This window comes from Qipengyuania nanhaisediminis (assembly GCF_900115585.1).
GTDB lineage: Bacteria > Pseudomonadota > Alphaproteobacteria > Sphingomonadales > Sphingomonadaceae > Qipengyuania > Qipengyuania nanhaisediminis.
The window spans coordinates 261,506-285,280 of the sequence record NZ_FOWZ01000002.1; the positions used below are offsets into that span (position 1 = coordinate 261,506).

Below are 23,775 nucleotides of genomic sequence, written 5' to 3' on the forward strand. Positions count from 1 at the left end.
ACTGTCCCGCGAAGTGAGGGCGGGACCAGTGGCGAGTTCAAACGTATCTGCTTCAATGTTCAGCTCCCGAATCCTGTAGCGTTTATCGCCGCGCAAAATTCGGGAATCAATGCGAGCTAAGGACCTCAACTAGCTATAAATAATATATTTTCCTGCGATCAGGATCTTTCAGGATCTTTAATTGATTGAAATGCGGCGAATGGTGGTGCCGGTCAGATGAATGGCAGCCGGAAATATGTTGCTGGATCTTCCAGGCAATCGATCGATCTCAAAGATCGAAGTGCGCGTATTTTTCCTGTTTGGAGGATCTTTGAGGATTTCGAGGGCCGGTTTTGGGATTAGCCGCATGGATTGCGGTGAACGCGGTGATCGTCTGGCAAAGTGAGCTAAACTTGACTCGGAGAACGGACTAGATTGAAGGAATTGCTACAAGCACGAAATGGCCCGGCCTTAACATAATATATATTATCACACCAACATAGGCATCCGTCGCTTCAGCATCTCCATGTAGAGCTTATCCCCACTCCGGTAGACATTATGACCCAGAATATAGACCGCCTCCTGACGATCATGAAACGTCTGCGTGACCCGGAGCGCGGCTGCGAATGGGATACGGCCCAAAGCTTCGAAACCATCGCACCATACACGATCGAGGAAGCCTATGAGGTTGCCGATGCGATCGAGCGCAAAGACTATGAGGATCTCAAAGGTGAACTTGGCGACCTTCTTTTCCAGGTCGTCTTTCACGCTCAGATGGCCTCAGAGGACGATCATTTCGATTTCGGAGCGGTCGTCGAGACGATCTCGGACAAGATGGAGCGTCGTCACCCCCACATCTTCGGGAACGAAGGCGGCGTCATGGAAGAGACCCGATGGGAAGATCTCAAGGCTGCGGAACGCAGTGAGGCAGGATCGGACAGCGCCATGGACGGTGTCGCGAAGGCACTGCCGGCGCTGATGCGCTCGCAGAAGCTTCAAAAGCGTGCGGCTCGTCATGGCTTCGACTGGCCGGACGCCGAAGGTCCGCGCGCAAAGGTACTCGAGGAAATCGAGGAGCTAAGCGATGCATCACCCGAAGAGCGCGAAGAGGAAGCCGGCGATTTGCTATTCGCCGCTGTTAATCTCGTGCGCGCTTACGGCATCGATGCGGAACAGGCCTTGCGTGCCGCAAATGCCAAGTTCGAACGGCGGTTCCGTTCGATGGAAGACCTGGCCGGCGGAGATTTCGACACGCGTTCACTCGAAGCGCAGGAGGAGCTTTGGCAGGCGGTCAAACGCGCCGAAAAGTCCTGATCAGAGGCTTTCGAACTGGCCCAGTTCCTTGGGATTGAGCCTGACCGTGAAGCGCCTCATGGGCCCATTGGCCCCCTCCTCCAGCGCCTCTTCCTCCAGAATGTCGCCGTGAGCATGAAGCCACGCGATCCGGCGTCCGTCGCTGGCCGGTAGTTCAAACTGGCGTACCGTGGCTTGGGACGTCAGGATTTCCCCCACCCGCTCGAGGAATTGGGGCACCCCTGCCCCGCTTAGCGCCGATAGGGCGACTACGTCATCGGAAGCTTGGGCCAGCCCGCCGAGTTCTTCGGCTGTCTCTTCGTCGAGCAAATCCCACTTGTTCCACACTTCCAGAATCGGGATCGCTTCAGTTCCGTCCTCCGAACTGATCACATCTAGGTCGCGCAAAACATTGAGAACTTGTGTTTTTTGTGCGTCCGCCGAAGGGTTCGACATATCGCGCACATGGCAGATCAGGTCCGCCGCGGTCACCTCTTCCAAGGTCGCCCTGAATGCTGCCACGAGCTGTGTCGGCAAGTCCGAAATGAAGCCGACCGTGTCGGACAATATAGCCTTCTCGACCCCCGGGAGCGCGATCGCCCGCATCGTCGGGTCCAGGGTTGCAAACAGCAGGTCTTCGGCCATTACCTCGGCGCCGGTCAGCCGGTTGAAAAGCGTCGATTTGCCCGCATTGGTGTAGCCGACAAGCGCTACGACGGGCCACGGGGCACGCTCGCGCCGCTCACGGTGAAGGCCGCGGGTCTTGCGAACCTGTTCCAGTTCCTTGCGCAGGCGTCCCATGCGCTGGCGGATCATACGCCTGTCGGCCTCGATCTGCGTCTCACCAGGCCCGCCCAGAAAGCCGAAGCCACCACGCTGGCGCTCAAGGTGGGTCCAACTGCGCACAAGGCGGCTTTGCTGGTAATCAAGATGGGCGAGTTCGACCTGCAAGCGCCCCTCGGCCGTGGCCGCACGTTCGCCGAAAATCTCGAGGATCAGGCCCGTCCGGTCGATGACCTTGCGCGCCAGCTTGTCTTCTAGATTGCGCTGCTGGATCGGGCTGAGCGCACCGTCGACGACGACCAATTCCGCCTCGTTCTGTTCGCAAGCGATGCGGATGTTTTCCACCTGCCCCGACCCGAACAGGAGGTTTGGTTTCACGTCGCGGACGGGCAGCACGAAGCTGTCAGCCACGACTATGCCGATGGCAAGCGCAAGGCCTTCCGCTTCCTCGAGACGGCTTTCCGCATCGAGGTCATAGCCCATACCCCTGATGTCGGGGCACACGACGAGGGCCCGCGCACCGCGCGAGACTTCGCCCATCAGATCGTCATCGAAGCTCAGTGTTCGTCCTCGTCCCAATCCTCGGACAGATCGACCGGGGTAGCAGGTTGGATAGTGGATACGGCGTGCTTGTATGCAAGCTGCACATAGCCATCGCGTTCCAGCATCATGCAGAAAAGGTCGTAGGCGGCGATCTTTCCCTGGAGCATGACGCCGTTCACGAGGAACATCGTCACCTGCGCCTCTGCCTCGCTAACCCGGCTGAGAAAGACGTCCTGCAACAACCGCTGCTTTGCGCCCGATCCCTGGCTGGCGAACTGCTCGGCATCCACCGGTTGTCCGGGCATGATCGTGCTGACCGCGTGCTTGTAGACGAGCTGCGACTGTCCGTCGCGCCGCAACAGGATCGAGAAATTGTCGAACCAGGTGACAATGCCCTGCAGCTTCACGCCCTTGACGAGAAATACCGTCACCGGGGCCTTGTTCTTGCGCAGCAGGTTGAGAAATGCGTCCTGCAAGCTCGGGGCCTTGCCCTTGCCTTGGGGTTCCTGGGCAGCGCGTGGTCGCGCAGATAGGGTGCGTTCGCCGGCCATAATCATCGCTCCTTCTTTTTGGCGCCTGCATCGGCAGACGCAATCTGGACGCTCTTGCGGCGTCCGGGGTTCGGGCAACGAGTCCCGCAACCAGGGGCAATGTGACGTTTCCGCGCTTTTTCGGCAACAGGATTATTCTACTGTCGCAAAAGCGCAGGTTGTGGCCGGGCCTATTTGCGTTCGTTGTTTCGGCGCTCGGCCATGCCGAGGAGCTTGAGCTTCCGGTGCAAAGCCGAACGCTCCATCCCGATGAAGCTCGCGGTTTTCGATATGTTGCCGGAGAAACGGCGGATCTGGATGGCAAGGTATTCGCGCTCGAAGCTTTCGCGCGCTTCGCGCAAGGGGGCACCCATCAGCTGTGCCATGCCGCCGCTGTCACCCAGCTTCCCGCCCGTCACTTCTTCGGAGAGCATGTCGGCTTCGACGGTGTCGAGGTTCTCGCGCGGGGTGAGGATGATGGTTCGCTCGACGACGTTGCGAAGTTGGCGGACGTTGCCGGGCCAGTCGTATGCCTGGAGCGCCGCCATCGCTTCTTCGCTGATTTCCGGAGGGCGGATGCCCTGCTCGATCGCGTAGCGTGCGAAGAAATGCTCCGCCAATGACGGTATGTCGTCACGCCTTTCCGACAGGGACGGCACTTCGACGGGGACCACATTGAGGCGGTAGAAGAGGTCTTCGCGGAAGCGTTTCTCCGACATTTCCGCTTCCAGGTCGCGGGCGGTGGAAGAGACGACCCTCACGTCGACCCCGATCTGACGCGTTCCGCCGACGCGCACAAAGCTCTGGTCGGTGAGGACCCGCAGGATCCGCGCCTGCGTTGAAAGCGGCATGTCCGCCACTTCGTCGAGGTAGAGCGTGCCTCCGTCGGCGGTTTCCAGGAGGCCGGGACGCACCAGCTTGCCTTCGGCTTCTTCCCCGAACAGCTCTTCTTCGAAACGTTCCGGGGTAATCCGGGCAGAATTGACCACGATAAACGGCTTGTCGGCACGGGTGGACCAGCTGTGCAACAATCTGGCGGCGACTTCCTTGCCGGACCCCGCAGGACCGCTGATCAGGACGCGACTGCCTGTATTCGCCACTCTCTTCAGCGTCGCGCGTACTGCGTTGATGGCAGCGGAGTTGCCTGTGAACTCGCCCCCCTCGCCCATGCCTTCGCGAAGGCGGGAATTTTCGCGCCGGAGACGTTCCGTTTCGGTCGCCCGTTCTACTAGGTGAAGCAGGCGTTCCGCCTCGAAAGGCTTTTCGATGAAGTCCATTGCGCCGCGACTGACGGCAGAAACAGCGGTATCGATATTGCCGTGACCTGAGAAGATGATGACCGGCAATTCCGGCTCGCGAACCTTGATGGCATCGAGCACTTCGAGACCGTCCATCTGGCTGCCGTGAAGCCAGACGTCGAGCAGTACCAGGCTGGGCCGCTTTTCATCGACCGCGGCAAGTGCCGAGGTGCTGTCGGCCGCCGTGCGACATTCGTAGCCTTCGTCGCTCAAGACGCCGGCCACGAGCTCCCGAATATCGCGTTCGTCGTCGACGATGAGGATGTCGAGTGCCATCTTATCTTCCTGCTTTCTCGGTATTCGGACGCTCTTCGCCCATGCCAGGACCGCGGTGCGGATCCCGCGCAATTTTGAGGGTGACCCGCGTTCCGCCTTCTTCGATCGAAGAGAAGTTCATTTCGCCGCCGTGCTCTTCGACGATCTTGTTCACGATCGCGAGGCCGAGCCCAGTGCCCTTCTCTCGGGTTGTCACATACGGTTCGACGATCCGTTCACGGTCTTGAGGCAGGCCGATCCCGTTGTCGCTGATCGCAATCACGATGAATTTGGCATCTTCTGCCACTTCGACGCCGATGCGGCCTCGATAGTCAGGTTCCGCATTCGCCGCGCGGGCCTCGATCGCCTCGGCGGCATTCTTGAGAATATTCGTGACCGCCTGACCCAGCTGGTGGCGGTCCGCTTCGACCATCAGGGGACCGTCGATTTCAGTCGTCAATCCGTAATTGACCTGGGGGTTAGCCACCTCCTGGAGGAACATCGACTGCCGCACGAGATCGAGAATGTCTTCCTGCCGGAAAACCGGCTTAGGGAGCCGTGCAAAGGACGAGAACTCGTCCACCATCGTGCGCAGTTCACCGACCTGCCGGACGATCGTATTGGTCAGCTCGTCAAACAGCTCGCCATCCTGCTCGATCTGCTTGCGATAGCGGCGCTTGAGCCTCTCGGTCGCCAGCTGGATCGGGGTCAGCGGGTTCTTGATTTCGTGCGCAATCCGGCGTGCGACATCCGACCAGGCTGCTTGGCGCTGGTCGAGGAGCTGGCGTGTGATGTCTTCGAAGGTGATGACATGCCCGTCGCCTTCCGGAACAAGGCGCACAGCGAGCGTCATCAATTCGCCATGGCGCGAATGGCTGACCACGCCGCGATCGAGGCCCGCTTCGACAAGGACCGCGATTTGCGGGACCATGGCGTCGAGAGTTTCGGGATGCTCGCTGCCCTCCCCACCTTCGAGCAACATGTTCTGGGCCGGCGCATTCATGAGGAGGACGCGGCGCTTGCCGTCGATGGTGATGACGCCGGCACTGACCGATTCCAGCACTGCCTCGATGAAGCTGCGGCGGTCCTCCAGTTCCTCGTTCGCGCCGACAAGCGCATCGGTCTGCTTCTCGATCTGTGCGGTCATACGGTTGAAGGCACGGTTCAGCAGTCCGATTTCGTCGGCTCCCGTGCGGCCTTCGACGCGAAGTGCAAAGTTGCCCGCACCGACTTTGCGAGCCGCAGCCACCAGATCGGTCAGGGGTTCGACCTGCCGATCGGCGAAGCGCAGGGCAAACCAGACTGCCAATCCGACTAGGGCAAGGCTGACGAAGAACAGCGCGAGGTTGAAGCGAAGCTGGAGCGCCCTCGCCCGCTTGGTCAGTTCTTCATAGGCCGTCGAGATAGAACGCGCGCTTTCCCAACTCCGGAAGCTGGCCGCCTCGGCGTTGCGCGCGGTGTAGAGATAAATGCCGGCGGTCCGGTCGATGGGCGCTATGGCCTCGATGCGTTCCGGGCTGCCCTTGATCGCCACCGGCTCGCCTCCACGAAGCGCCCGCAGGCTCTCTTCGGTGAAGCTCACAGGATCGCTTGCCTGGTTGATGCCGTAGACCACGGCAACGCGCGAGGTCCCGTCGGGCATGGCCTGCATGATCGCGCTCTCGATGACGTCACGCGGTTCCGCCTGGTAACGGTAAGCCAGCTGGAAATCCGGATCGGTAATCGAAACCTGCTGCAGGATGGAGCGCATATCCATCGCCATCGAGATGGTTTCCTGCCCAAGGTCGAGCTGGTTGTCCTCGTAATAGACCTCCGCAAGCTGGTTCGCATTTTCCATCAGCCCGCGCGAGTTGTCGGAGAACCAGAAGTCGACGCCCGACTGGAACAAGACCGCAGCGAATGCAGACACCAGCAGCGTCGGTACGGCGGCAATCATCGAGAAGAAAAACACGAGCCGCACATGCAATCGCGCCGTGCTTCCCGCAGCCCTGCGCAAGGCAAGCCGGCGTCCCGCAAGGACCAACAGGGCCATTGCGGGGATAAGTGTCCCGATAAGCAAGACCGCGACCTGACGGCTCGGCAAGAGCTCGCCCGTCGGAGGCGCCCTCGTGAATGCGGCCCACGTAGTGGCAACCATGATGGCAAAGATCGCCACCGCCATGATTTCGACCAGGGAGAACAGGTTGGCGCGCCGGGACGCGACGACAAAACGTCGCCACCAGCGCGGAGTGCGCTTCTGCGTAGAACCGGCTAAAGTCGCCATCGTGGCCTGTTTACGACACCTCTGTTGCAAATATGCAAGGTCAAAAACGACAAAATGAACATCAACGTCGTCGGACGTAGCGTTCAGGCTCTATTTCCAGGTCGCTTAACCGTTTCCGAAGGGTGTTGCGATTTATCCCCAAGAGCTGCGCAGCACGCAGCTGGTTTCCTTCGGTTTCGCGCAGGGCATGTTCGAACAATGGCTTTTCGAACGCGGCGAGCGCAGTGTGATAAAGGACGCCGGGCGCGCTGGAGCTTCCCGACAGCCAGGCCTGCAATGCGGTCTCGAAGGGCGTTTCGCTTCCACTCGCCATTTCCTGTGTGGCTGGCAGAGCATCGTCCACAGTGTCCGCATCGATAACGTCCTCGCGCGCAGTCAAAGCCAGGCGGAAGACGACGTTACGCAATTCGCGCACGTTGCCCTTCCATCGCTGCGCTTCCAGACGCTTGATTGCGGCATCGGAAATGCGGTGGTTGGGCAGCCCTTCGGCCACTGCCTGTCCGAGGAAGTGCTTGACCAACGCGCCGACATCTTCGCGGCGCTCGCGCAACGGCGGCAGATGGATCGGGACCACGTTGAGGCGATAGTAGAGGTCTTCGCGGAAGGATCCGTTCGCGATCATCGGGCCAAGGTCCTTGTTGGTCGCCGCGATGATCCTGACGTCGACACCGATCTCCTGGCGCCCGCCGACGCGGCGGATCTTGCCTGACTGAAGCGCCCTCAGCAGGCGCGTCTGCGCCTCGGCGGGCATGTCACCGATTTCATCGAGGAACAAGGTGCCGCCATTTGCCTGTTCGAACTTGCCGATCTGCTGGGACACCGCCCCGGTGAAAGCACCGCGTTCGTGCCCGAACAATTCGCTTTCTAGGAGGTCATGCGGGATGGCGGCCATGTTGACGGCGATAAACGGGCCGGTGCGCCGCGATCCGAGTTCGTGGATTGCCTCTGCCACCAGTTCCTTACCGGTGCCGCTTTCGCCCGTGACAAGTACCGAGAGATCGTTGCGCAGGACCCGCGTGATCATGCGATAGACGTCCTGCATCGCCTTGCTGCGCCCGATGAGAGGTAGCGAGCCTTCGCCTTCCCCATCGATGCTCTCGGCGCTTTCAGCAGAACGCTTGGTCGCCTGGCGTACGGCATGCGTGAGTTCGTCGAGGTCGAAGGGCTTGGGGAAGTATTCGAAGGCGTGACTGTCGCTCGCCCTCACGGCCGTATCCAGCGTGTTCTGCGCAGAAAGAACGATGACCGGCATGTTCGGGGCGGCTTCATGAACATTCGAGATCGACGCCAGGCCATCGCCGTCTTCCAGCATGACGTCAGTCAACATGACGTCAAACCCGTGGTTTGCGAGCAAGGCGTCACGCTTGCTTACACTGCTGCACGCCGTGACGTCGAAGCCTTCATCCCTGAGAGCCTCGGTAATGACGGTGGCGATCGCGCGATCGTCTTCGACGAGGAGGACGCGGTTCGTCATGGATCAGTCTTCCTTCTGCGCGACTGGCAGGTTGATGCGGAAATGGGTCAGGCCGGCGCGCTCGTCGCGTTCATGCGCGACCCTTCCGCCCATATCGCGCAACAGCTTGCGTACCAGGGCGAGGCCAAGGCCCTGACCCTGCGATTTTCCCGATACGAAGGGCTCGAAGATCTGATCGCGCAATTCCGGCGGCACGCCCCTGCCCATGTCGGTGACGGTGATTTCAACCGGCAGGCGAACCGGCTTGCCCAGCCTGATGGCGGAAAAGACCAGCCCGCTAACGAAGCGGGTACGCACCACGACACGGGCATCCTCGACGCCGACACTCGCATCGCAGGCATTCGCGAGGAGGTTGATGAGCACTTGTTCCAGAGCGCCGCGATCCGCCTGGACCTGCGGAAGCGAGGGGTCGAATTCCTCCACCAGCTCGCAGGCGTTCGACCGCCCCGCCCTGACCGTGGCCATCGCGCCGCGGATTGCCTCGTGCAAATTGCAGGGTTCGGTCTCGACGGGATTGGAGCTTCCCAATTGCTGCATGCGGTCGATCAGTTCGGCGATACGGGCAACCTCGCCCTCGATCATGGTCGCCAGGGGCTTGTCCCGCTCGCTCGCCCGTTTCGCTAAAAGCTGGCTTGCGCCGCGTATTGCCGAAAGCGGGTTCTTGATCTCGTGTGCCAGTACTGCAGGCGCACGAAGCTCGGTGCGGTCGTCGTCCTCGTTCTCGTTGCCACCCTGCCCCGCTTCGGAAACGGTGATGACACGCCAACCCGGATGGGCATGCAAAGGCGAACAACTCAGATTGACGAGATGGTCACGACCCGCTGCGTTGACGGTCAGCCCGCGCGCGATCAGCTGGGTGTCGGTCTCGAGGAGCGACTTTTCCACCCGCTCTGGAGCAATGCTCATCAGGTCGAGAAGCCTGCAGCCGATGATCCGCCGGGCGCTCCTTCCGAGCAATTCTTCCGCCGAAGGATTGGCTTCATGCACAAGCCCTTCCGGATCGACCAGCAGGACGGCAAAGACCATTCCTGCAAGCTGTACCGACGCCGAGGGCGCTTCGCTCACGCTGCTCGCCGTTTGAGGAACGGTTCATAGAACTGCTCAAGTTCATCAAGAACAACAGGGGCTTGGTCGATAAAATTCACGCGATTGCGGAACTCTGCGGAGCCGTGCATCCCCTTGGTGTACCAGCCGAGGTGCTTGCGCGCGATCTTCACGCCGACGTCCTCGCCGTACAACTCCAGCATATCGCGGTAATGCTCGACCACCACTTCGTACTGTTCGTCGAAGGTCGGGCTTTCGAGCACGTCCCCGGTGCGCCACCAATGCATGACCTGCGAAAGCAGCCAGGGCTTACCATAGGCGCCGCGGCCGATCATCAGGCCGTCGGCCCCCGACTGGTCGAGTGCCTTGGCGGCATCGTCGACGGTGCAGATATCGCCGTTCACGATTACCGGGATGGAAACCGCGTCCTTGACCTTGCGCACGAAGGCCCAGTCTGCGCTTCCCTTGTACATCTGGTTGCGCGTGCGGCCGTGGACAGTGACCATCTTCACGCCCAAATCCTCGGCGATATGCGCCAGCTCCGGAGCATTGAGATCGGAGTGGTCCCAGCCCATCCGCATCTTCACCGTTACCGGCACGTTCACCGCCTTGACCGTCTCTTCCATCAGCTTGGTCGCAAGGCCGACCTCGCGCATCAGTGCCGATCCGGCGAGTTGGCCGACGACCTTGCGGACCGGACAGCCGAAATTGATATCGATGATCTCGGCGCCGTTTCCTTCCTGCAGCTTGGCCGCTTCGGCCATGCTGGACGGGTCGCAGCCGACGAGCTGCATTGAAACCGGTTCTTCCGTCGGGTCCCAAGCGGCCTTCTGGACGGATTGGCGGGTTTCGCGGATTGCGGCCTCGCTCGCAATCATCTCGGTCACGTTGAGGCCCGACCCGTACCGCCGAACCATCTTCCGGAAGGGCAGGTCCGTGACACCCGTCATCGGGGCCAGAACGACAGGCGTGTCGATCCGGACATTGCCGATATCGATCGGCGCAGGTGCTACGGGCGGTTTGGGATGGGCGCTCATGATTTTCGCGTGTGCCTAATAATTGGGCAGGCACATAGTGCGTTGCAGCGAAAACGGCAAGCGGCTAGCGGGCAAGGCGATGGCAGACCATCCTCCCCTTCCCTCTTTCGCCGCGATCGTGGTCGCTGCCGGCAAAGGCGTGCGCGCCGGCCAGCCGCTTCCGAAACAGTTCGCTATCTGGCGAGGGAAGCCCGTAGTGCGGCACTCGGTCGAGGCCTTGATTGCCGCGGGTGCCAGTCGGGTTATCGTTGCTATCCCTCCGGGCGGCGAAGAACTCGCTCGTGAGGCCCTGGTGGGAATGGAAGTCTCCTTAGTAGAGGGCGGCACTACGCGGCAGGAATCGGTGTCGAAGGCGCTAGGCACTATCGATGCGGCCGAATTCGTCCTGATCCACGATGCCGCGCGTCCCGATGTGCCCCGCGCGGTGATCGCCGGCTTGCTGGCGGCGCTGGATCGACACCAAGGTGCAATACCCACCCTCCCCGTCGTAGACAGCCTCGCGATCGACACTGATGGCGTAATGACCGGGGCTGCAAACCGGGACGTCTTGCGGCGCGTCCAGACACCGCAGGCCTTTCGCTTCGCTGCGATCCGCGATGCGCACAAGGCGTGGACCGGCGGACAAGATGCCGGCGACGATGCTCAGGTCCTGCGCGCACACGGCGGCGAAGTGGCGCTGGTCGAGGGTGACAAACGCCTGAAAAAACTGACATTTGCGGAGGATTTCGTGAGTCAGACCCCGGACGTAAGAACTGGAATGGGCTTCGACGTGCATCGCCTTGTCGCTGGCGAGGAATTGTGGCTCGGCGGCATTCGGATCGAGCACGACAAGGGCCTGTCCGGCCATAGCGATGCTGACGTCGCTCTCCATACCATTGTCGATGCGCTTCTCGGCGCGGTTGCCCGCGGCGACATCGGCGATCATTTTCCGCCGAGCGATCCGCAATGGAAGGGCGCCAGCAGCGACAAGTTTCTGCTCCACGCCGTCAAACTGGTGGGCGAGGCAGGATACCGGATCGGCAATATCGACCTCACCCTTATCTGCGAGGAACCCAAGATCGGCCCCCATCGCGAAGCAATGCGGGCGCGGATTGCAGAACTCGCTGGCGTTGACATCGACCGCATATCGGTGAAGGCGACCACCACCGAAAGGCTCGGGTTTCCCGGCCGCGGCGAAGGTATCGCGGCGCAGGCTATCGCGACGGTCATCCGCAACTAGTTCAAGAGGTGAGCATGACGCTCCACACCCTACTCCCCCAGGAAGTCGACGATCTTGCGAAGCGCGTGATCGAGGAGAACTCGGCCATCGGACGCAAGGTCGTTCTGGCGGAAAGCTGCACTGGCGGGCTTGTCGCGGGCGCGCTGACCGAAATTCCCGGCTCGTCTGCAGTCCTCGATCGCGGGTTCGTGACCTATTCCAACGAATCGAAGATGGAGATGCTCGATGTGTCGCTCGACATTATCGAGACGTTCGGAGCTGTCTCGATCGCCTGTGCCTGGGCCATGGCGAAGGGCGCGCTTGCACGCAGCAATGCGGATGTCGCCGTCGCCATCAGCGGCGTGGCGGGGCCCGGCGGGGGAACGCAGCTCAAACCGGTTGGCACGGTGGTCTTCGCCAAGGTCGTGCGCGGCGACGAGGGTGAACCGGAAGGCGAGTTGAAACGCTTCGAGCCGACATCGCGTGCCGACATCCGCAAGGAAGCGACGCTCTGCGCGCTGGACCTGCTGCTACCCTAAAGGTTAGCTGCGGCGTTTTCGCGGCCGTAAAGGTCGTCGGCGCGCTTTTCGAACGCTTCGACCATCTTGCGGAACGCGCGGTCGAAATACTGGCCTGCCAGCGCTTCGAAGACTGAATTGCGGAAACTGAAATCGACGCAAAAATCGATCTCGCATCCGCCATCGGGCAGGCAGCGGAACGTCCACTTGTTGTCGAGATCCTTGAGCGGGCCGTCGACGTAGAAAACCTCGATGAAATCGGGGCGGCTCTTCACCACGCGGGAGGTGAACTTTTCGCGGATAGCCTTGAAGCCGACCAGCATGTCGGCGACCATTTCGGTCTCGCTATCGCTGCGCACCCGCGTCGCGACGACCCAGGGCAGGAATTTGGAATAGCTGCCGACGTCCGCGACAAGGTCGAACATCTGCTCGCAGCTATAGGGTAGCCGCCGGGTCTCCGAGATGCCTGGCATCAGGCGGACGCCCTCGCCTGCTCCTTCGCAAGCTTGGCTTCGCGCGCCGCCCTCATTTGCGCAAAATCGTCGCCCGCGTGATAGCTCGATCGCGTCAGAGGGCTCGAGGCGACCTGCAGGAAGCCCTTCGCACGCGCGATCGAACCATATGCCGCAAACGCCTTCGGCGTGACGAAATCTTCCACCTTGGCGTGGCGCGGCGTGGGCTGGAGGTACTGGCCCATGGTGATGAAATCGACGTCGGCGCTGCGCATGTCGTCCATCACCTGGTGCACCTCGAGACGCTGCTCGCCGAGGCCGAGCATGATGCCCGACTTGGTGAAGATCATCGGATCATGCGACTTCACCTCTTCCAGCAACCGCAGCGAGGCATAGTAGCGCGCGCCAGGCCGGATCGTGGGGTAGAGTCGCGGAACGGTTTCGAGGTTGTGGTTATAGACGTCGGGACCCGCTTCGCAGATCGCCTCTACCGCCGAGCGCATCTTCCCACGAAAATCGGGTGTGAGGATTTCGATCGTGGTGTCGGGCGTCTCGCGGCGCAGGGCCTTGATCACCTTCACGAACTGGCCAGCGCCGCCATCGGGAAGATCGTCCCGGTCGACGCTGGTGATGACGATGTGCTGCAGGCCCATCTGGCCAGCCGCAATCGCGACATTCTCCGGCTCCATCGGATCGACGAGGCGCGGCATGCCGGTCTTAACGTTGCAGAACGCGCACGCCCTGGTGCAGACGTCGCCAAGGATCATGACCGTTGCGTGCTTCTTGTCCCAGCATTCGCCGATATTGGGACAGGCCGCTTCTTCGCACACGGTGTTGAGCTTCAGGTCGCGCATGAGTTTGCGCGTTTCCTGATAGCCCTTGCTGACGGGTGCCTTCACCCGGATCCAGTCCGGCTTGCGCTGCTTGCGCGGACGTTCGTCTTCGGGGGCGGGAGCGGAGGAAAGGTCGTTCATTGCGCCGCCCATCTAGTCGCGAAGAGGGTATCCCGCAACCTTGGGTATGTCTTATCCGGCAAGCGATTCGTGCTCTTGCCTCCGGTTCGATTTGAAGGCAGCTACGCCAGCCATGAAGACTTTCGACCAAATGATCGACGGCTATCGCCACTTCCGCAGCTCGGACTGGCAGGAGCAGCGCGAACGCTGGGCGCAGTTGGCCGAAGGTCAATCCCCGCAAGTGATGGTGATATCCTGCTCCGACAGCAGGGTTGATCCTGCGCAGATCCTCGACGTCGCGCCGGGCGAAATTTTCGTTTTGCGAAATGTCGCAGCGCTCGTCCCGCCGTTCGAAACCACGCCGGGCCGTCATGGCGTGTCTGCGGCAGTCGAGTTCGCCGTCCAGTTCCTCAAGGTGAAGGAAATCGTCGTGATGGGCCACGGCTTGTGCGGGGGCTGCCAGGCCGCCCTCACGCAAGACCTGCACGGCAACGAGATCGGCGAAGGCGGCTTTGTGGCCCACTGGGTCGATATGCTCGACGATGTTCGCGGCCCGATTGCCGAGAAGCTTGGTACGACCGGCCGCGAGGCGGAACTCGCCATGGAACTGGCCGCAGTGAAGATCAGCCTGCAAAACCTCATGACCTTCCCGTATGTCGACGAGAAGGTAAACAGCGGTGCGCTCTCGCTGAGAGGCGCGCATTTTGCCATCTCCGACGGCATCCTGCGCCTGCTGGATCCCGAGACTGGCGAATTCACCGCAGCGGAATAAGCCGCCCCTCCCTTTCGGAACCGATTGAGCTTTCATGCCTGAAAAACCGCTGCAAAACATCGCGCTGCTGATCGATGCAGACAATACCTCGCCCAAGGGGATCGATCCGGTCCTGACTGTCATGGCCGAACTGGGGCAGGTCAACATCAAGCGGGCCTATGGCAATTTCACCAAGCCGAACCTGGCAAACTGGGGTCCGCTCAGCCACAAGTACGGCATCCTGCCCTACCAGCAATTCGACATGACGGCGGGCAAGAATGCCACCGACATGGCGATGACGATCGATGCGATCGACCTCCTTTATCAAGGGAAGGTCGACGGCTTCGGGATCATGAGTTCGGATAGCGATTTTACGCCGTTGGCCACCCGTCTCAGGCAGGACGGACTGCTCGTCTACGGCTTCGGGAGCAAGAACAAGACACCGGATGCGTTCAAGAGCGCCTGCACGCGCTTCATCGATATCGATGCCCTCATCAAGGGCGCTTCGGACGAGGCGGATGCTCCCAAGCAGAACGGGAAGAAGAGCAAAGGCAGCATCGATGAAGAGCTGGTCGAACTGCTCGGCACGGCATGGAAAGCCGCCCGGCGAGATGACGAAGGTTTCGCCCAGATGGGAGAGGTCGGCCAGATCGCGGGCAACCGGTCCAGCTTCGACGTGCGTAACTACGGTTTCAAGCGACTTTCGGACCTGTTCGAGGCTATCGAGCAATTCAAGGTCGAGCGCCGCGACAACACGGTCTGGGTCAAGCGTCTGCGCTAGACAAGAAAACGGCGCGAACCCCGTGTGGGATCCGCGCCGCTCCTCAATCAGAAGATTGCAGTCTTACATGCCGCCCTGCTGTTCGGCATAAATCGCCCACAGCTTGGCAATGGCAGCACGCTGGCCTGCAACGGCGTTGAAGCTCTCGATAGCTTCCGCACTCTTGCCCTGCTCCAGCTGCGCGATACCGAGACGCGTGTGAGCGAGATCGGAGTTGACGCCGGCGAGGCCCAAGGCCTTCGTGTAAAGCGTTTCGGCAGCTGCGTAATCGCCATAGCTGAGCGCGAGGTCGGCGCCTGTCATGACGGTGCGAAGATCGGAAGCTCCGCGTGCACCGGTCAGGATACCCGAAAGATCGGCGCGGTCGGTCTTGGCACGATCAGTCGCCATACCGAAGATTTCCGAGACATAGGTATCGGTGCGCTTCAGCGTACCCTTGGTGTAGCCTTCGTTGATGACGGCAGCGACTTCACCGGGGAGACGGCGATAATCGGCGCTGTCGATGTAGTCAGCGTACATACGCTCGTCGCGCAGGGCATCCGCGTCACGTGCAAGGCGCATGAGATCCAGGATTTCCGGGTTCTGCCAACCGCCACCATATGCGGTGATCGCAACGACCTCGCCCCAGTTCTGCTGGGTCGGGAAATGCGTGATGAAAAGCTGCGCGAAGTCAGTCAGCTCGGCCTTCATCTGGTTGTTGTAGGACATCTGCAGGCCGCGACGGACCCACTGCTCGTTGACCGGCTCGCCGGCGGCTTCACGCGCGGCGATGGCGGACGCCAGATAGTCGAGGCCTGCCTTGTAGTTTTCTTCGCTGAAATAGGATTCGGCGATCAGGCCTTCGGGCTGGCTTTCGATCGCACCAAGCTCGACCGCCTTCATCAGGTAGGTACGCGCCTTGGGATACTGGTCGAAGTTATAGGCGAGCTGGCCCGCGAGCAGGTTGTACTGGCCGAGGGATTCGGGCGCGACCTTGCCGCTTGCGAGCATCAGTTCGACGCCTTCAAGCTGGAGTTCGCGGTTCTCGAGGTTGCTGCCCATGCTGTAGATGAGGTTGCCCGCGATCATGCGGTCATCATCGGTTTCTACAGCGGCCACCACTGCGGGGCGCTGTGCCGCAATCGCGGTCCAGTCGGGCGCATCGCCGTTCACCTGGGCGGCGATCGGCTGATAGACTGCGATAAATCCGTCGGAATACTTCTTCGCGTCGGCCTTATCGTCCTTCTTTTTCTTCTGCGCGAAAGCGGGCTGCTCCAGTGCGACGGTCGCAGCTGTCCCGGTTGCGCCGAGGATCATGGCAAGGGCGAGCGCGGACGACGTGCTCGATGCCTTGGAAAGACGGGTGAAAATCATATGTAACTCCCAAGAGTGGATAGGGGGAATGAGCGCGGGGGCGCCGAATTCACTCAACGGTGCGGCAATTGGCCTTTTAACGCTCTCATTGCAAATCTTGTAGGGTTTTCGCGCTGAATGGACATTGAATGACGCCCTGACCGGCCATTCAGCAAACCGATGCGAGAGGCCTCAAGACATATGTGGAAAAAGCGCCGATTCCGGCCCCGTTTCCCCCTTCGAAATTGGCATGAATCCGCCGCTTCCCCTAAGGTGGCGGCTTGAACTGATCCCTCGATCGCAGATCATGGAAACACAGCGTTTTGTCTGACGAAACCGAATTGATGGAAAACCCGGCTCCGGGCTCCGAATACACCCGCATCGACATCGTCGATGAGATGAAGACCAGCTATCTCGATTACGCGATGAGCGTCATCGTCAGCCGCGCCCTGCCCGACGTTCGGGACGGGCTGAAACCGGTCCATCGCCGTATCCTCTTCGCCAGCCAGGAAGGCGGCTTCGTCGCCGGCAGGCCGTATCGCAAGAGCGCCAAGATCGTCGGTGACGTGATGGGTAATTATCACCCGCACGGCGACGCTGCGATCTACGATGCACTGGCCCGCATGACGCAGGACTGGTCGCTGAGGGTGCCGCTGGTCGATGGCCAGGGCAACTTCGGATCGATGGACCCGGATCCGCCTGCGTCCATGCGCTACACCGAAGCGAGGCTGGCGCGCGTCGCCAACTCGCTGCTCGACGATCTCGACAAGGATACGGTCGATTTCACCGACAACTACGACGGTTCGCGGCAGGAGCCGACCGTGCTCCCCGCCCGTTTCCCGAACCTGCTGGTCAATGGCGCTGGCGGTATCGCGGTCGGCATGGCGACCAACATTCCGCCGCACAACCTCGGCGAAGTGATCGATGGCTGCCTCGCCTATATCGATAATCCCGGGATCACGAGCGAGGAACTGTTCGAGATCATCCCCGGTCCCGACTTCCCGACCGCTCCGCTGATCCTCGGCAAGAGCGGCGCACGTGCTGCCTACACCACGGGTCGCGGTTCGATCCTTATGCGGGCCCGTCACGAGGTGGAAACCAAGGCAAAGGATCGCCAGTCGATCGTCCTCACCGCCATCCCCTACCAGGTCGGCAAAAACGCGCTGGTCGAAAAGATCGCAGAGGCCGCCAAGGACAAGCGGATCGAAGGCATCTCGGACATTCGCGACGAATCGAGCCGCGAAGGCGTGCGCGTGGTCGTGGACCTCAAGCGCGATGCTTCGCCCGAGGTCGTGCTCAACCAGATCTGGCGCTACACCCCGGCGCAGGCCAGCTTCCCGGCCAATATGCTCGCCATTCGCGGCGGACGACCGGAAGTCCTGACGCTGCGTGAATTCATCCAGGCTTTCATCACCTTCCGTGAAGAGGTCATCACACGCCGCACCAAGTTCGAGTTGAACAAGGCGCGTGAACGGGCTCACATCTTGCTCGGCCTCGTGGTCGCGGTTTCCAACCTCGACGAAGTGGTCGCGATGATCCGCGGCTCCTCCAACCCGGCGGAAGCACGCGGCAAGTTGCTGGCGAAGGAATGGCCGATTGGCGACATCGGCCAGTATATCGCGCTGGTCGAAGCGATCGAACCGACCGACGAACAGGACGGCGGAACCTATCGCCTGTCCGAACGGCAGGTGAAGGCTATCCTCGACCTCAGGCTCCACCGCCTGACCGCGCTCGGCCGCGACGAAATCGGTGACGAGCTCAAGGAGCTCTCGATCGCCATCGAAGAGTATCTCTCGATCCTTGCCGACCGCGTGAAGCTTTACGGCGTTATGCGCGAAGAGCTGGACGAGATTCGTGCTACCTACGCCACGCCGCGTATCACCGAGATCGCGCCTGCATGGGACGGGATCGAGGACGAGGATCTGATCGAGCGCGAGGAGATGGTCGTCACGGTTACTCACGGCGGTTACATCAAGCGCACGCCGCTCGAAGCCTTCCGTGCCCAGGCACGCGGGGGCAAGGGTCGTTCCGGCATGGCGACGAAGGACGAGGACGCAGTCGTCGAAATGTTCGTCACTTCAACGCACAACCCCGTGCTTTTCTTCACGAATACCGGCCGCGTCTACCGCATGAAGGTCTGGAAACTGCCGGAGGGCAGCCCCCAGACAAAGGGACGTCCGATGGTCAACCTCCTGCCGCTCGGCGACGAAGAGCGGGTGACCAACGTCCTCGCCCTGCCCGAGAACGAGGACGAGTGGTCCAAGCTCAACATCGTCTTCGGAACGGAACAGGGCATGGTCCGCCGCAATTCGATGGATGCCTTCACCAATGTGCCCAGCAACGGCAAATACGCCATGGGCTTCGTCGAGGGCAGCGGCGACCGTCTGATCGGTGTCGAATTGCTCAGCGAGAACCAGGAGGTTTTCCTGGCATCCGACGCCGGCAAGGCGATCCGCTTTGCGGCCACCGATGCTCGCGAAACCAAGAGCCGGACCGGTATCGGTGTTCGCGGCATGACGCTCAAGAACGATGCCAAGGTTGTTTCCATGGCCGTGCTCGATCCGCTGACTGCCGATATGGAGACCCGCGAGGCCTATCTTCGCGCCGCCCATTGGAAGAACAACGACGCGGTCCATACGCTCGATGCCGATACCGTCGCCTCGATGGAAGAGGAGGAGGAGTTCATCCTCACACTGACGGCAAACGGCTATGGCAAAATCACCTCGGCTTACGAATATCGCACCATCGGGCGCGGTGGTCAGGGCCTGACGAACATTGGCACGCCCGACAGCAATCCGGAGCGTAACGGCCCCGTAGTCGGCAGCTTCCCGGTCAGGCACGGCGCGCAGCTTATGCTCGTTACCGACCAAGCCAAGCTGATCCGCCTGCCGATCGATTTCCGTCACGAGATTCCCAACGGGTTCGAAGACCACAAGGGCTTCGCCATCTCCGGTCGCGGATCATCGGGTGTCCGCATCTTCGACGTCGCCAAGGGCGAGAAGATCGTCGGTGCGGCTTTGATCGACGAGACGGAAGAACCGGAGAACGAGGCGGAAGAGGCTATAGCGGAAGAAATCGCGGACAATGCCGCGAAGACGACCGAACCTTACACCACCGCCCATTCCGACAAGAATATCGAAGGCGAGCCGGGCGGATGACTGTCACTGCGGAAAGAAGCGATGGGCCGTTCGGCGCCAGGGTGACCGGCGTCGACTTGTCCCGAGCTCTTTCCGCAGCAGACATCCAACGGATCCGCGAGCTTTGGCTCGAGCACAAGGTGCTGGCCTTTCCTGGCCAGGCCATGGACGACGACGATCTGGAACGGTTCACCATCGCCATGGGCGGCTTCGGAGAAGACCCTTTCTTCGACCCCATCGAAGGCCGCAAGAACATTGCCGCGATTCTGCGCGAGGCAGATGAAACCAGTCCGTTATTCGCGGAGAACTGGCATAGCGACTGGAGTTTTCTCGAATATCCGCCTGCCGGTACATGTCTCCTTGCCGTCGACATTCCATCGACCGGCGGCGACACCCTGTTCGCGGACCAGCAAGCCGCCTTCGAGGCGCTTTCCGAGGACCGGAAGGATTTCCTGAGAGGCCTGACGGCCATTCACAGCGCCCAGCTCGCCTATGCTCCCGAGGGAACATATGGGGAGAGGGATCAGGGCCGATCGATGGCGATCCGCCCCAATGAGACGCGCGAGAAACCAGGACGCATCCTCTGGTCCAGAAACACCCGGAAACGGGTCAGGAGTGCCTCTATTCAACGCTTGGATATATTATCGGCATCGAGGGAATGGAGCAGGCAGAAGCGATTGCCCTGTTGGCCGAACTTGCCGAGTGGCAGTCGCGCGACGAATTCGTCTATCGCCACAAGTGGGAACCCGACATGCTCGTCATGTGGGACAATCGCGCCGTGCTGCACAAGGCATCCGGGGGCTACGAGGGACAGCGGCGCGAACTGCACCGCACGACCATTGCGGCGTGGCAGGCCTAGGCTTTTCCAGCCCTGAGCTCCGGATGCCGCAGGGTCTGGACCACACCGGTCGCGATCAGGAATTGCCCGCCGTAATATAGCGGCCAGATGAGCCATTCCGCGACCTCGTTCGGTATCCTGCCCGCTTCCCGACCGAAGATGAGCAAATCGGAGACGACGAACAACACCGCGCCAGCACCCACTCGGTAACGCGGGAAATTACTGGTCCAGGCAGCCGCCGCCATTGCGCCGACGAGGAAACTGTAGCCTGCGGCGAGTTCCCAGTTTGGAAGCGGATAGGTAAGTAGCGCGGCAAGGATTGGCGTGAAAATCAGCAAGGCTAACCCCGCCGATTTCTGGCTTCCGGCTGTCGCCGCACGCCGATGGCGCAAGTACAGCCATATCGCGATGAGGTGGCCTATCGCGAAAAGCCCCCCGCCGATGAGGAAGCTCACCTCCAGCAGCGCGTCGCCCATCGCTCCGAAGGCCATCACGGCAGCAATAAGCCATGCATCGAAGCCCTTTCCGCGATGCGCGGCGTAAAGCGCGAGGAATCCGACCCCTGCTGCTTTCCATCCCATCAACCAGATCCCGCCGATCGGATCGTTCGCCACGAAATAGTAGCTCACAGCAGCGATCAGGCTGGCCAGCAGGTAGGGACGATGTTCGGATAAAGCGCGTTTCGGCATGGATTCCCCTCTTAGCCGGGCGGTAAGCCTTGATAGAGGGCATGTGCAAGCACTAGGTGCGCATCGCAATGACGCACGACATCCAGATTATCGGCGGCGGTCTCGCGGGCAGCGAGGCGGCATGGCAATTGGCGCGGCGCGGTTTCAAGGTGCGCTTGTCCGAAATGCGCGGCAGCGGTGACATGACCGCTGCCCACCAGACCGACGGGCTGGCAGAGCTCGTTTGCTCCAACAGCTTCCGTTCGGACGATAGCGACAAGAACGCGGTCGGCCTGCTGCATGATGAGATGCGCAGGCTCGACAGCATCATCATGCGTGCGGGCGAAGTTGCGCGGGTTCCTGCGGGGAGCGCCATGGCGGTCGACCGCGATGTGTTCTCGGCCGAAGTGCAGCGCACGCTCGACGAACATCCTAACGTTACCGTGGTACGCGAACGGGTCGATGCCCTCCCCGCTTCCGGCCCGACCATCGTCGCGACAGGCCCCCTCACCGCGCAATCGCTAGCCGAGAGCATCGTCGGAGCAACAGGCCAGGACCGGCTTGCGTTCTTCGATGCCATCGCGCCCATCGTCCACCGGGACAGCATCGATATGTCGAAATGCTGGATCCAGAGCCGCTGGAACAAGCGGACCGAGGCCTCCAACGAGGACGGCGATTACATCAATTGCCCGATGACGAAGGAGCAATATCTCGCGTTTCACCAGGGCCTGATGGACGGCGAAAAGACGGAGTTTCGCGAGTGGGAGGCCGACACGCCTTATTTCGATGGCTGTATGCCGATCGAGGTCATGGCGGCGCGCGGTGTGGAAACGCTGCGCTACGGTCCTATGAAGGGTGTCGGGTTGGACAATCCCTATGACACCACGGAAGAGCATCCGCAGGGGCGCTGGCCCTATGCGGTGGTACAGCTTCGCCAGGACAACAAGCTCGGCACGCTATGGAACATGGTCGGCTTCCAGACGAAGCTGAAATACGGAGCACAGATTAAGCTGTTCCGGACCATTCCGGGGCTGGAGAACGCCGAATTCGCGCGGTTGGGCGGTCTCCATCGCAATACCTTTATCAATTCGCCGCTCGTGCTTGACCGCCAGCTGCGGTTGCGCGGAGCCGAACACATCCGCTTCGCTGGCCAGATCACCGGTTGCGAAGGCTATGTCGAGAGTTCCGCGGTCGGTTTGATGGCCGGGATGATGGCGGCGGCCGAACTCAATGGTGCGCAATGGACGGCGCCTCCGCGTACTACCGCTTTCGGGGCGTTGCTTAGCCACATTACCGGTGATGCGGAAGCCGACACGTTCCAGCCCATGAACGTCAATTTCGGGCTCTTCCCGCCGCTACACGATGTGAAGAAGAAGCAGCGCAAGGAAGCCTATACCTCTCGTGCAAAGGCCGAGATGGGCGAATGGATCGCCAGCCTGGACGCTGTGCCTGCCTGATCAGCAGGCGCAGCGCGCTTTCCGTTTTTTGGGTTTCGGCCGCGTGGTGGCAAATTCGCCCGGGGTCAGCTCGTTGTCGCCATTGGCGTCGGCACCCTCAAATTTGTCCACCGTGGTCACGGCCCATTCCTCGAAGGTCAGCAGGTTGTTGCCATCCTTGTCCAGTTTCCTGAACGCGGCACTGCGGGTGGGTAGCATCTCCGTGCGCGAAATGCGCCAGTCCCGGTCCCTATCGTAGCGGAAGAAGCGTTGCTGCTCCTTGGTCAACTCGCTGGCTTCCGGTGGGGTCGGCCCGATCATGTCGGATGCATCGGCAATCGGCAGTCCCTCGGGTGCGGCGTCTTCGATCAGGAGCGAGGAAAGGTCTGGCGGGGGCGCGGCTTCTTCCACTTCTGCCCTGCCCTGATACCAGAAAAGTCCCAGGCCCATCGCGGCGAGCGTGACCAAGGCCCCGGTAATTGCATGCTTCATCCCTGCGCCCCCAAATTCTGCGTTAAGTCACTGTCTAGCGGCCGGAAATCCCTATACGCAAGGCCAGTAGTGCTGCCCCCCGCCCCTCAAGCAAAGGCTTGCCTCCCGATGTTAGTGAGCGTTCGGCCAGTCCTGACAGGATTGCCAAGGGGCGCGCGCGACGGTGCATTGCCCCATGTCCCGGAGTTGTGTCCGCACGGCTGAGGACTAGGTTGCGCTCATTTTCATCGGATAGATGCGCAGCCAGATCCGCCAGAGCCCATCGATAGCCCGCAAGGCGCGCGTTATCTTGCTCGGCTTCGGCAAAGCCTAGTCCGCGAACAGCCGCACTCCATGCACTGGCACGTCCTTTACAGAACTGATCCAGGGTCTCGGGTTCGAGGGCTTCTGCAACCAGTAGCGCTTCCCAGCCATCGACAAGCTTTGTGAGCGCTTCCGCTTCCTCGCCCCAAGCATCACTAATGCTCGTGACCAAGGGTTCGCCCAATGGCCTTTCGCTTGCCGGCTTGCAGAGAAGATCCCTCCACCAAGCAAGCCGCATCTGGCCGATAACGGTTTCGCTGCTTGTGGCCACAACGCCTGCAAGCCGTCGATCCAGTTCGAACATGGACCTCAACAGAGGTCGGTCAGCCGGGCGTGCATAAGCAAGGGCTAGCTGAACTTCCTCAGCAAGATCCTGTTGGCGGGTTTGGGCTGTTTCGACCATGCCCTCGCCATGAC

At 61.1% G+C, this 23,775-nt stretch carries 22 protein-coding genes and 1 pseudogene; 10 read left to right on the plus strand and 13 right to left on the minus strand.

All coding sequences use genetic code 11. The features are described from left to right. Positions 1-220: 220 nt before the first annotated feature. Entirely contained in the window at positions 221-385 is a 165-nt protein-coding gene (locus BM173_RS14590; RefSeq protein WP_177201832.1) for a hypothetical protein, read from the plus strand. A gap of 152 nt (positions 386-537) precedes the next feature. After that, positions 538-1,293, plus strand: a complete 756-nt coding sequence (gene mazG, locus BM173_RS06865; protein WP_090479160.1) for a nucleoside triphosphate pyrophosphohydrolase — start codon at positions 538-540, stop codon at positions 1,291-1,293. Here mazG and hflX read toward each other — a convergent pair whose 3' ends face one another. The 7 genes from hflX to dusB all read right to left on the minus strand — a co-directional run bounded on the left by hflX (position 1,294) and on the right by dusB (position 10,499). Continuing rightward, on the minus strand, positions 1,294-2,595 hold the full coding sequence (gene hflX, locus BM173_RS06870; protein WP_090479163.1) for a GTPase HflX: 1,302 nt from the start codon (positions 2,593-2,595) through the stop codon (positions 1,294-1,296). Between the two features lie 17 nt (positions 2,596-2,612). Next, entirely contained in the window at positions 2,613-3,149 is a 537-nt protein-coding gene (gene hfq / locus BM173_RS06875; RefSeq protein WP_090480212.1) for an RNA chaperone Hfq, read from the minus strand. 170 nt (positions 3,150-3,319) lie between these two features. Further along, on the minus strand, positions 3,320-4,702 hold the full coding sequence (gene ntrX, locus BM173_RS06880) for a nitrogen assimilation response regulator NtrX (RefSeq protein WP_090479164.1): 1,383 nt from the start codon (positions 4,700-4,702) through the stop codon (positions 3,320-3,322). Between the two features lies 1 nt (position 4,703). Continuing rightward, complete coding sequence (locus BM173_RS06885) at positions 4,704-6,944, minus strand: sensor histidine kinase (protein ID WP_090479167.1); 2,241 nt, start codon at positions 6,942-6,944, stop codon at positions 4,704-4,706. 61 nt (positions 6,945-7,005) lie between these two features. Then, positions 7,006-8,418 carry a nitrogen regulation protein NR(I) gene (gene ntrC / locus BM173_RS06890; RefSeq protein WP_090479171.1) on the minus strand — a complete coding sequence of 471 codons (1,413 nt, stop codon included), beginning with the start codon at positions 8,416-8,418 and terminating at the stop codon, positions 7,006-7,008. 3 nt (positions 8,419-8,421) lie between these two features. Further along, entirely contained in the window at positions 8,422-9,483 is a 1,062-nt protein-coding gene (locus BM173_RS06895) for a two-component system sensor histidine kinase NtrB (RefSeq protein WP_245755805.1), read from the minus strand. Further along, positions 9,480-10,499 (minus strand): tRNA dihydrouridine synthase DusB, encoded by a 1,020-nt coding sequence (gene dusB, locus BM173_RS06900; protein WP_090479177.1) that lies wholly within the window; start codon positions 10,497-10,499, stop codon positions 9,480-9,482. The genes BM173_RS06895 and dusB overlap by 4 nt, the downstream gene beginning before the upstream one ends. Positions 10,500-10,578: 79 nt before the next feature. On the opposite strand from dusB, the gene BM173_RS06905 reads away from it, so the two are divergent. Beyond that, a complete protein-coding gene (locus tag BM173_RS06905) occupies positions 10,579-11,718 on the plus strand; it encodes a bifunctional 2-C-methyl-D-erythritol 4-phosphate cytidylyltransferase/2-C-methyl-D-erythritol 2,4-cyclodiphosphate synthase (RefSeq protein WP_090480215.1) in 1,140 nt (379 codons plus the stop codon). Between the two features lie 14 nt (positions 11,719-11,732). Continuing rightward, entirely contained in the window at positions 11,733-12,236 is a 504-nt protein-coding gene (locus BM173_RS06910; RefSeq protein ID WP_090480218.1) for a CinA family protein, read from the plus strand. Here the strand turns inward: BM173_RS06910 and BM173_RS06915 are convergent. Both BM173_RS06915 and lipA read right to left on the minus strand, forming a co-directional pair. Beyond that, positions 12,233-12,688 (minus strand): type II toxin-antitoxin system RatA family toxin, encoded by a 456-nt coding sequence (locus tag BM173_RS06915; protein WP_090479179.1) that lies wholly within the window; start codon positions 12,686-12,688, stop codon positions 12,233-12,235. The two genes, BM173_RS06910 and BM173_RS06915, sit on opposite strands and share 4 nt — an antisense overlap. Further along, on the minus strand, positions 12,688-13,641 hold the full coding sequence (gene lipA, locus BM173_RS06920) for a lipoyl synthase (protein WP_090480222.1): 954 nt from the start codon (positions 13,639-13,641) through the stop codon (positions 12,688-12,690). Before lipA ends, BM173_RS06915 begins: the two co-directional genes overlap by 1 nt. Positions 13,642-13,753: 112 nt before the next feature. Here lipA and BM173_RS06925 point away from each other — a divergent pair, with 112 nt between their 5' ends. Beyond that, complete coding sequence (locus tag BM173_RS06925) at positions 13,754-14,392, plus strand: carbonic anhydrase (protein WP_090479182.1); 639 nt, start codon at positions 13,754-13,756, stop codon at positions 14,390-14,392. A 34-nt stretch (positions 14,393-14,426) separates the two neighbouring features. Beyond that, on the plus strand, positions 14,427-15,152 hold the full coding sequence (locus BM173_RS06930; protein WP_090479185.1) for an NYN domain-containing protein: 726 nt from the start codon (positions 14,427-14,429) through the stop codon (positions 15,150-15,152). Between the two features lie 63 nt (positions 15,153-15,215). Here the strand turns inward: BM173_RS06930 and BM173_RS06935 are convergent, their stop codons facing one another. Further along, on the minus strand, positions 15,216-16,505 hold the full coding sequence (locus BM173_RS06935) for a hypothetical protein (protein WP_090479187.1): 1,290 nt from the start codon (positions 16,503-16,505) through the stop codon (positions 15,216-15,218). A gap of 302 nt (positions 16,506-16,807) precedes the next feature. Here BM173_RS06935 and gyrA point away from each other — a divergent pair, with 302 nt between their 5' ends. From gyrA to BM173_RS14860, 3 genes and pseudogenes are all read left to right on the plus strand, one after another. Continuing rightward, complete coding sequence (gyrA, locus tag BM173_RS06940; RefSeq protein ID WP_090479190.1) at positions 16,808-19,642, plus strand: DNA gyrase subunit A; 2,835 nt, start codon at positions 16,808-16,810, stop codon at positions 19,640-19,642. After that, positions 19,639-20,094 (plus strand): annotated as a pseudogene (locus tag BM173_RS14855) (TauD/TfdA dioxygenase family protein); the annotation flags it as partial. The gene gyrA and the pseudogene BM173_RS14855, both read left to right, overlap by 4 nt. A gap of 110 nt (positions 20,095-20,204) precedes the next feature. Continuing rightward, entirely contained in the window at positions 20,205-20,480 is a 276-nt protein-coding gene (locus BM173_RS14860; protein ID WP_281247530.1) for a TauD/TfdA dioxygenase family protein, read from the plus strand. On the opposite strand, the gene BM173_RS06950 is transcribed toward BM173_RS14860, so the two are convergent. Further along, on the minus strand, positions 20,477-21,148 hold the full coding sequence (locus BM173_RS06950) for a lysoplasmalogenase (protein ID WP_090479192.1): 672 nt from the start codon (positions 21,146-21,148) through the stop codon (positions 20,477-20,479). The genes BM173_RS14860 and BM173_RS06950 overlap by 4 nt on opposite strands. Before the next feature lie 68 nt (positions 21,149-21,216). Here BM173_RS06950 and trmFO point away from each other — a divergent pair, with 68 nt between their 5' ends. After that, positions 21,217-22,584 carry a methylenetetrahydrofolate--tRNA-(uracil(54)-C(5))-methyltransferase (FADH(2)-oxidizing) TrmFO gene (trmFO, locus tag BM173_RS06955; protein WP_090479195.1) on the plus strand — a complete coding sequence of 456 codons (1,368 nt, stop codon included), beginning with the start codon at positions 21,217-21,219 and terminating at the stop codon, positions 22,582-22,584. Here trmFO and BM173_RS06960 read toward each other — a convergent pair whose 3' ends face one another. Together BM173_RS06960 and BM173_RS06965 are read right to left on the minus strand one after the other, a co-directional pair. Then, complete coding sequence (locus BM173_RS06960) at positions 22,585-23,055, minus strand: EF-hand domain-containing protein (RefSeq protein WP_090479198.1); 471 nt, start codon at positions 23,053-23,055, stop codon at positions 22,585-22,587. A gap of 34 nt (positions 23,056-23,089) precedes the next feature. Continuing rightward, a complete protein-coding gene (locus BM173_RS06965; RefSeq protein ID WP_090479201.1) occupies positions 23,090-23,761 on the minus strand; it encodes a hypothetical protein in 672 nt (223 codons plus the stop codon). Positions 23,762-23,775: the final 14 nt, after the last annotated feature.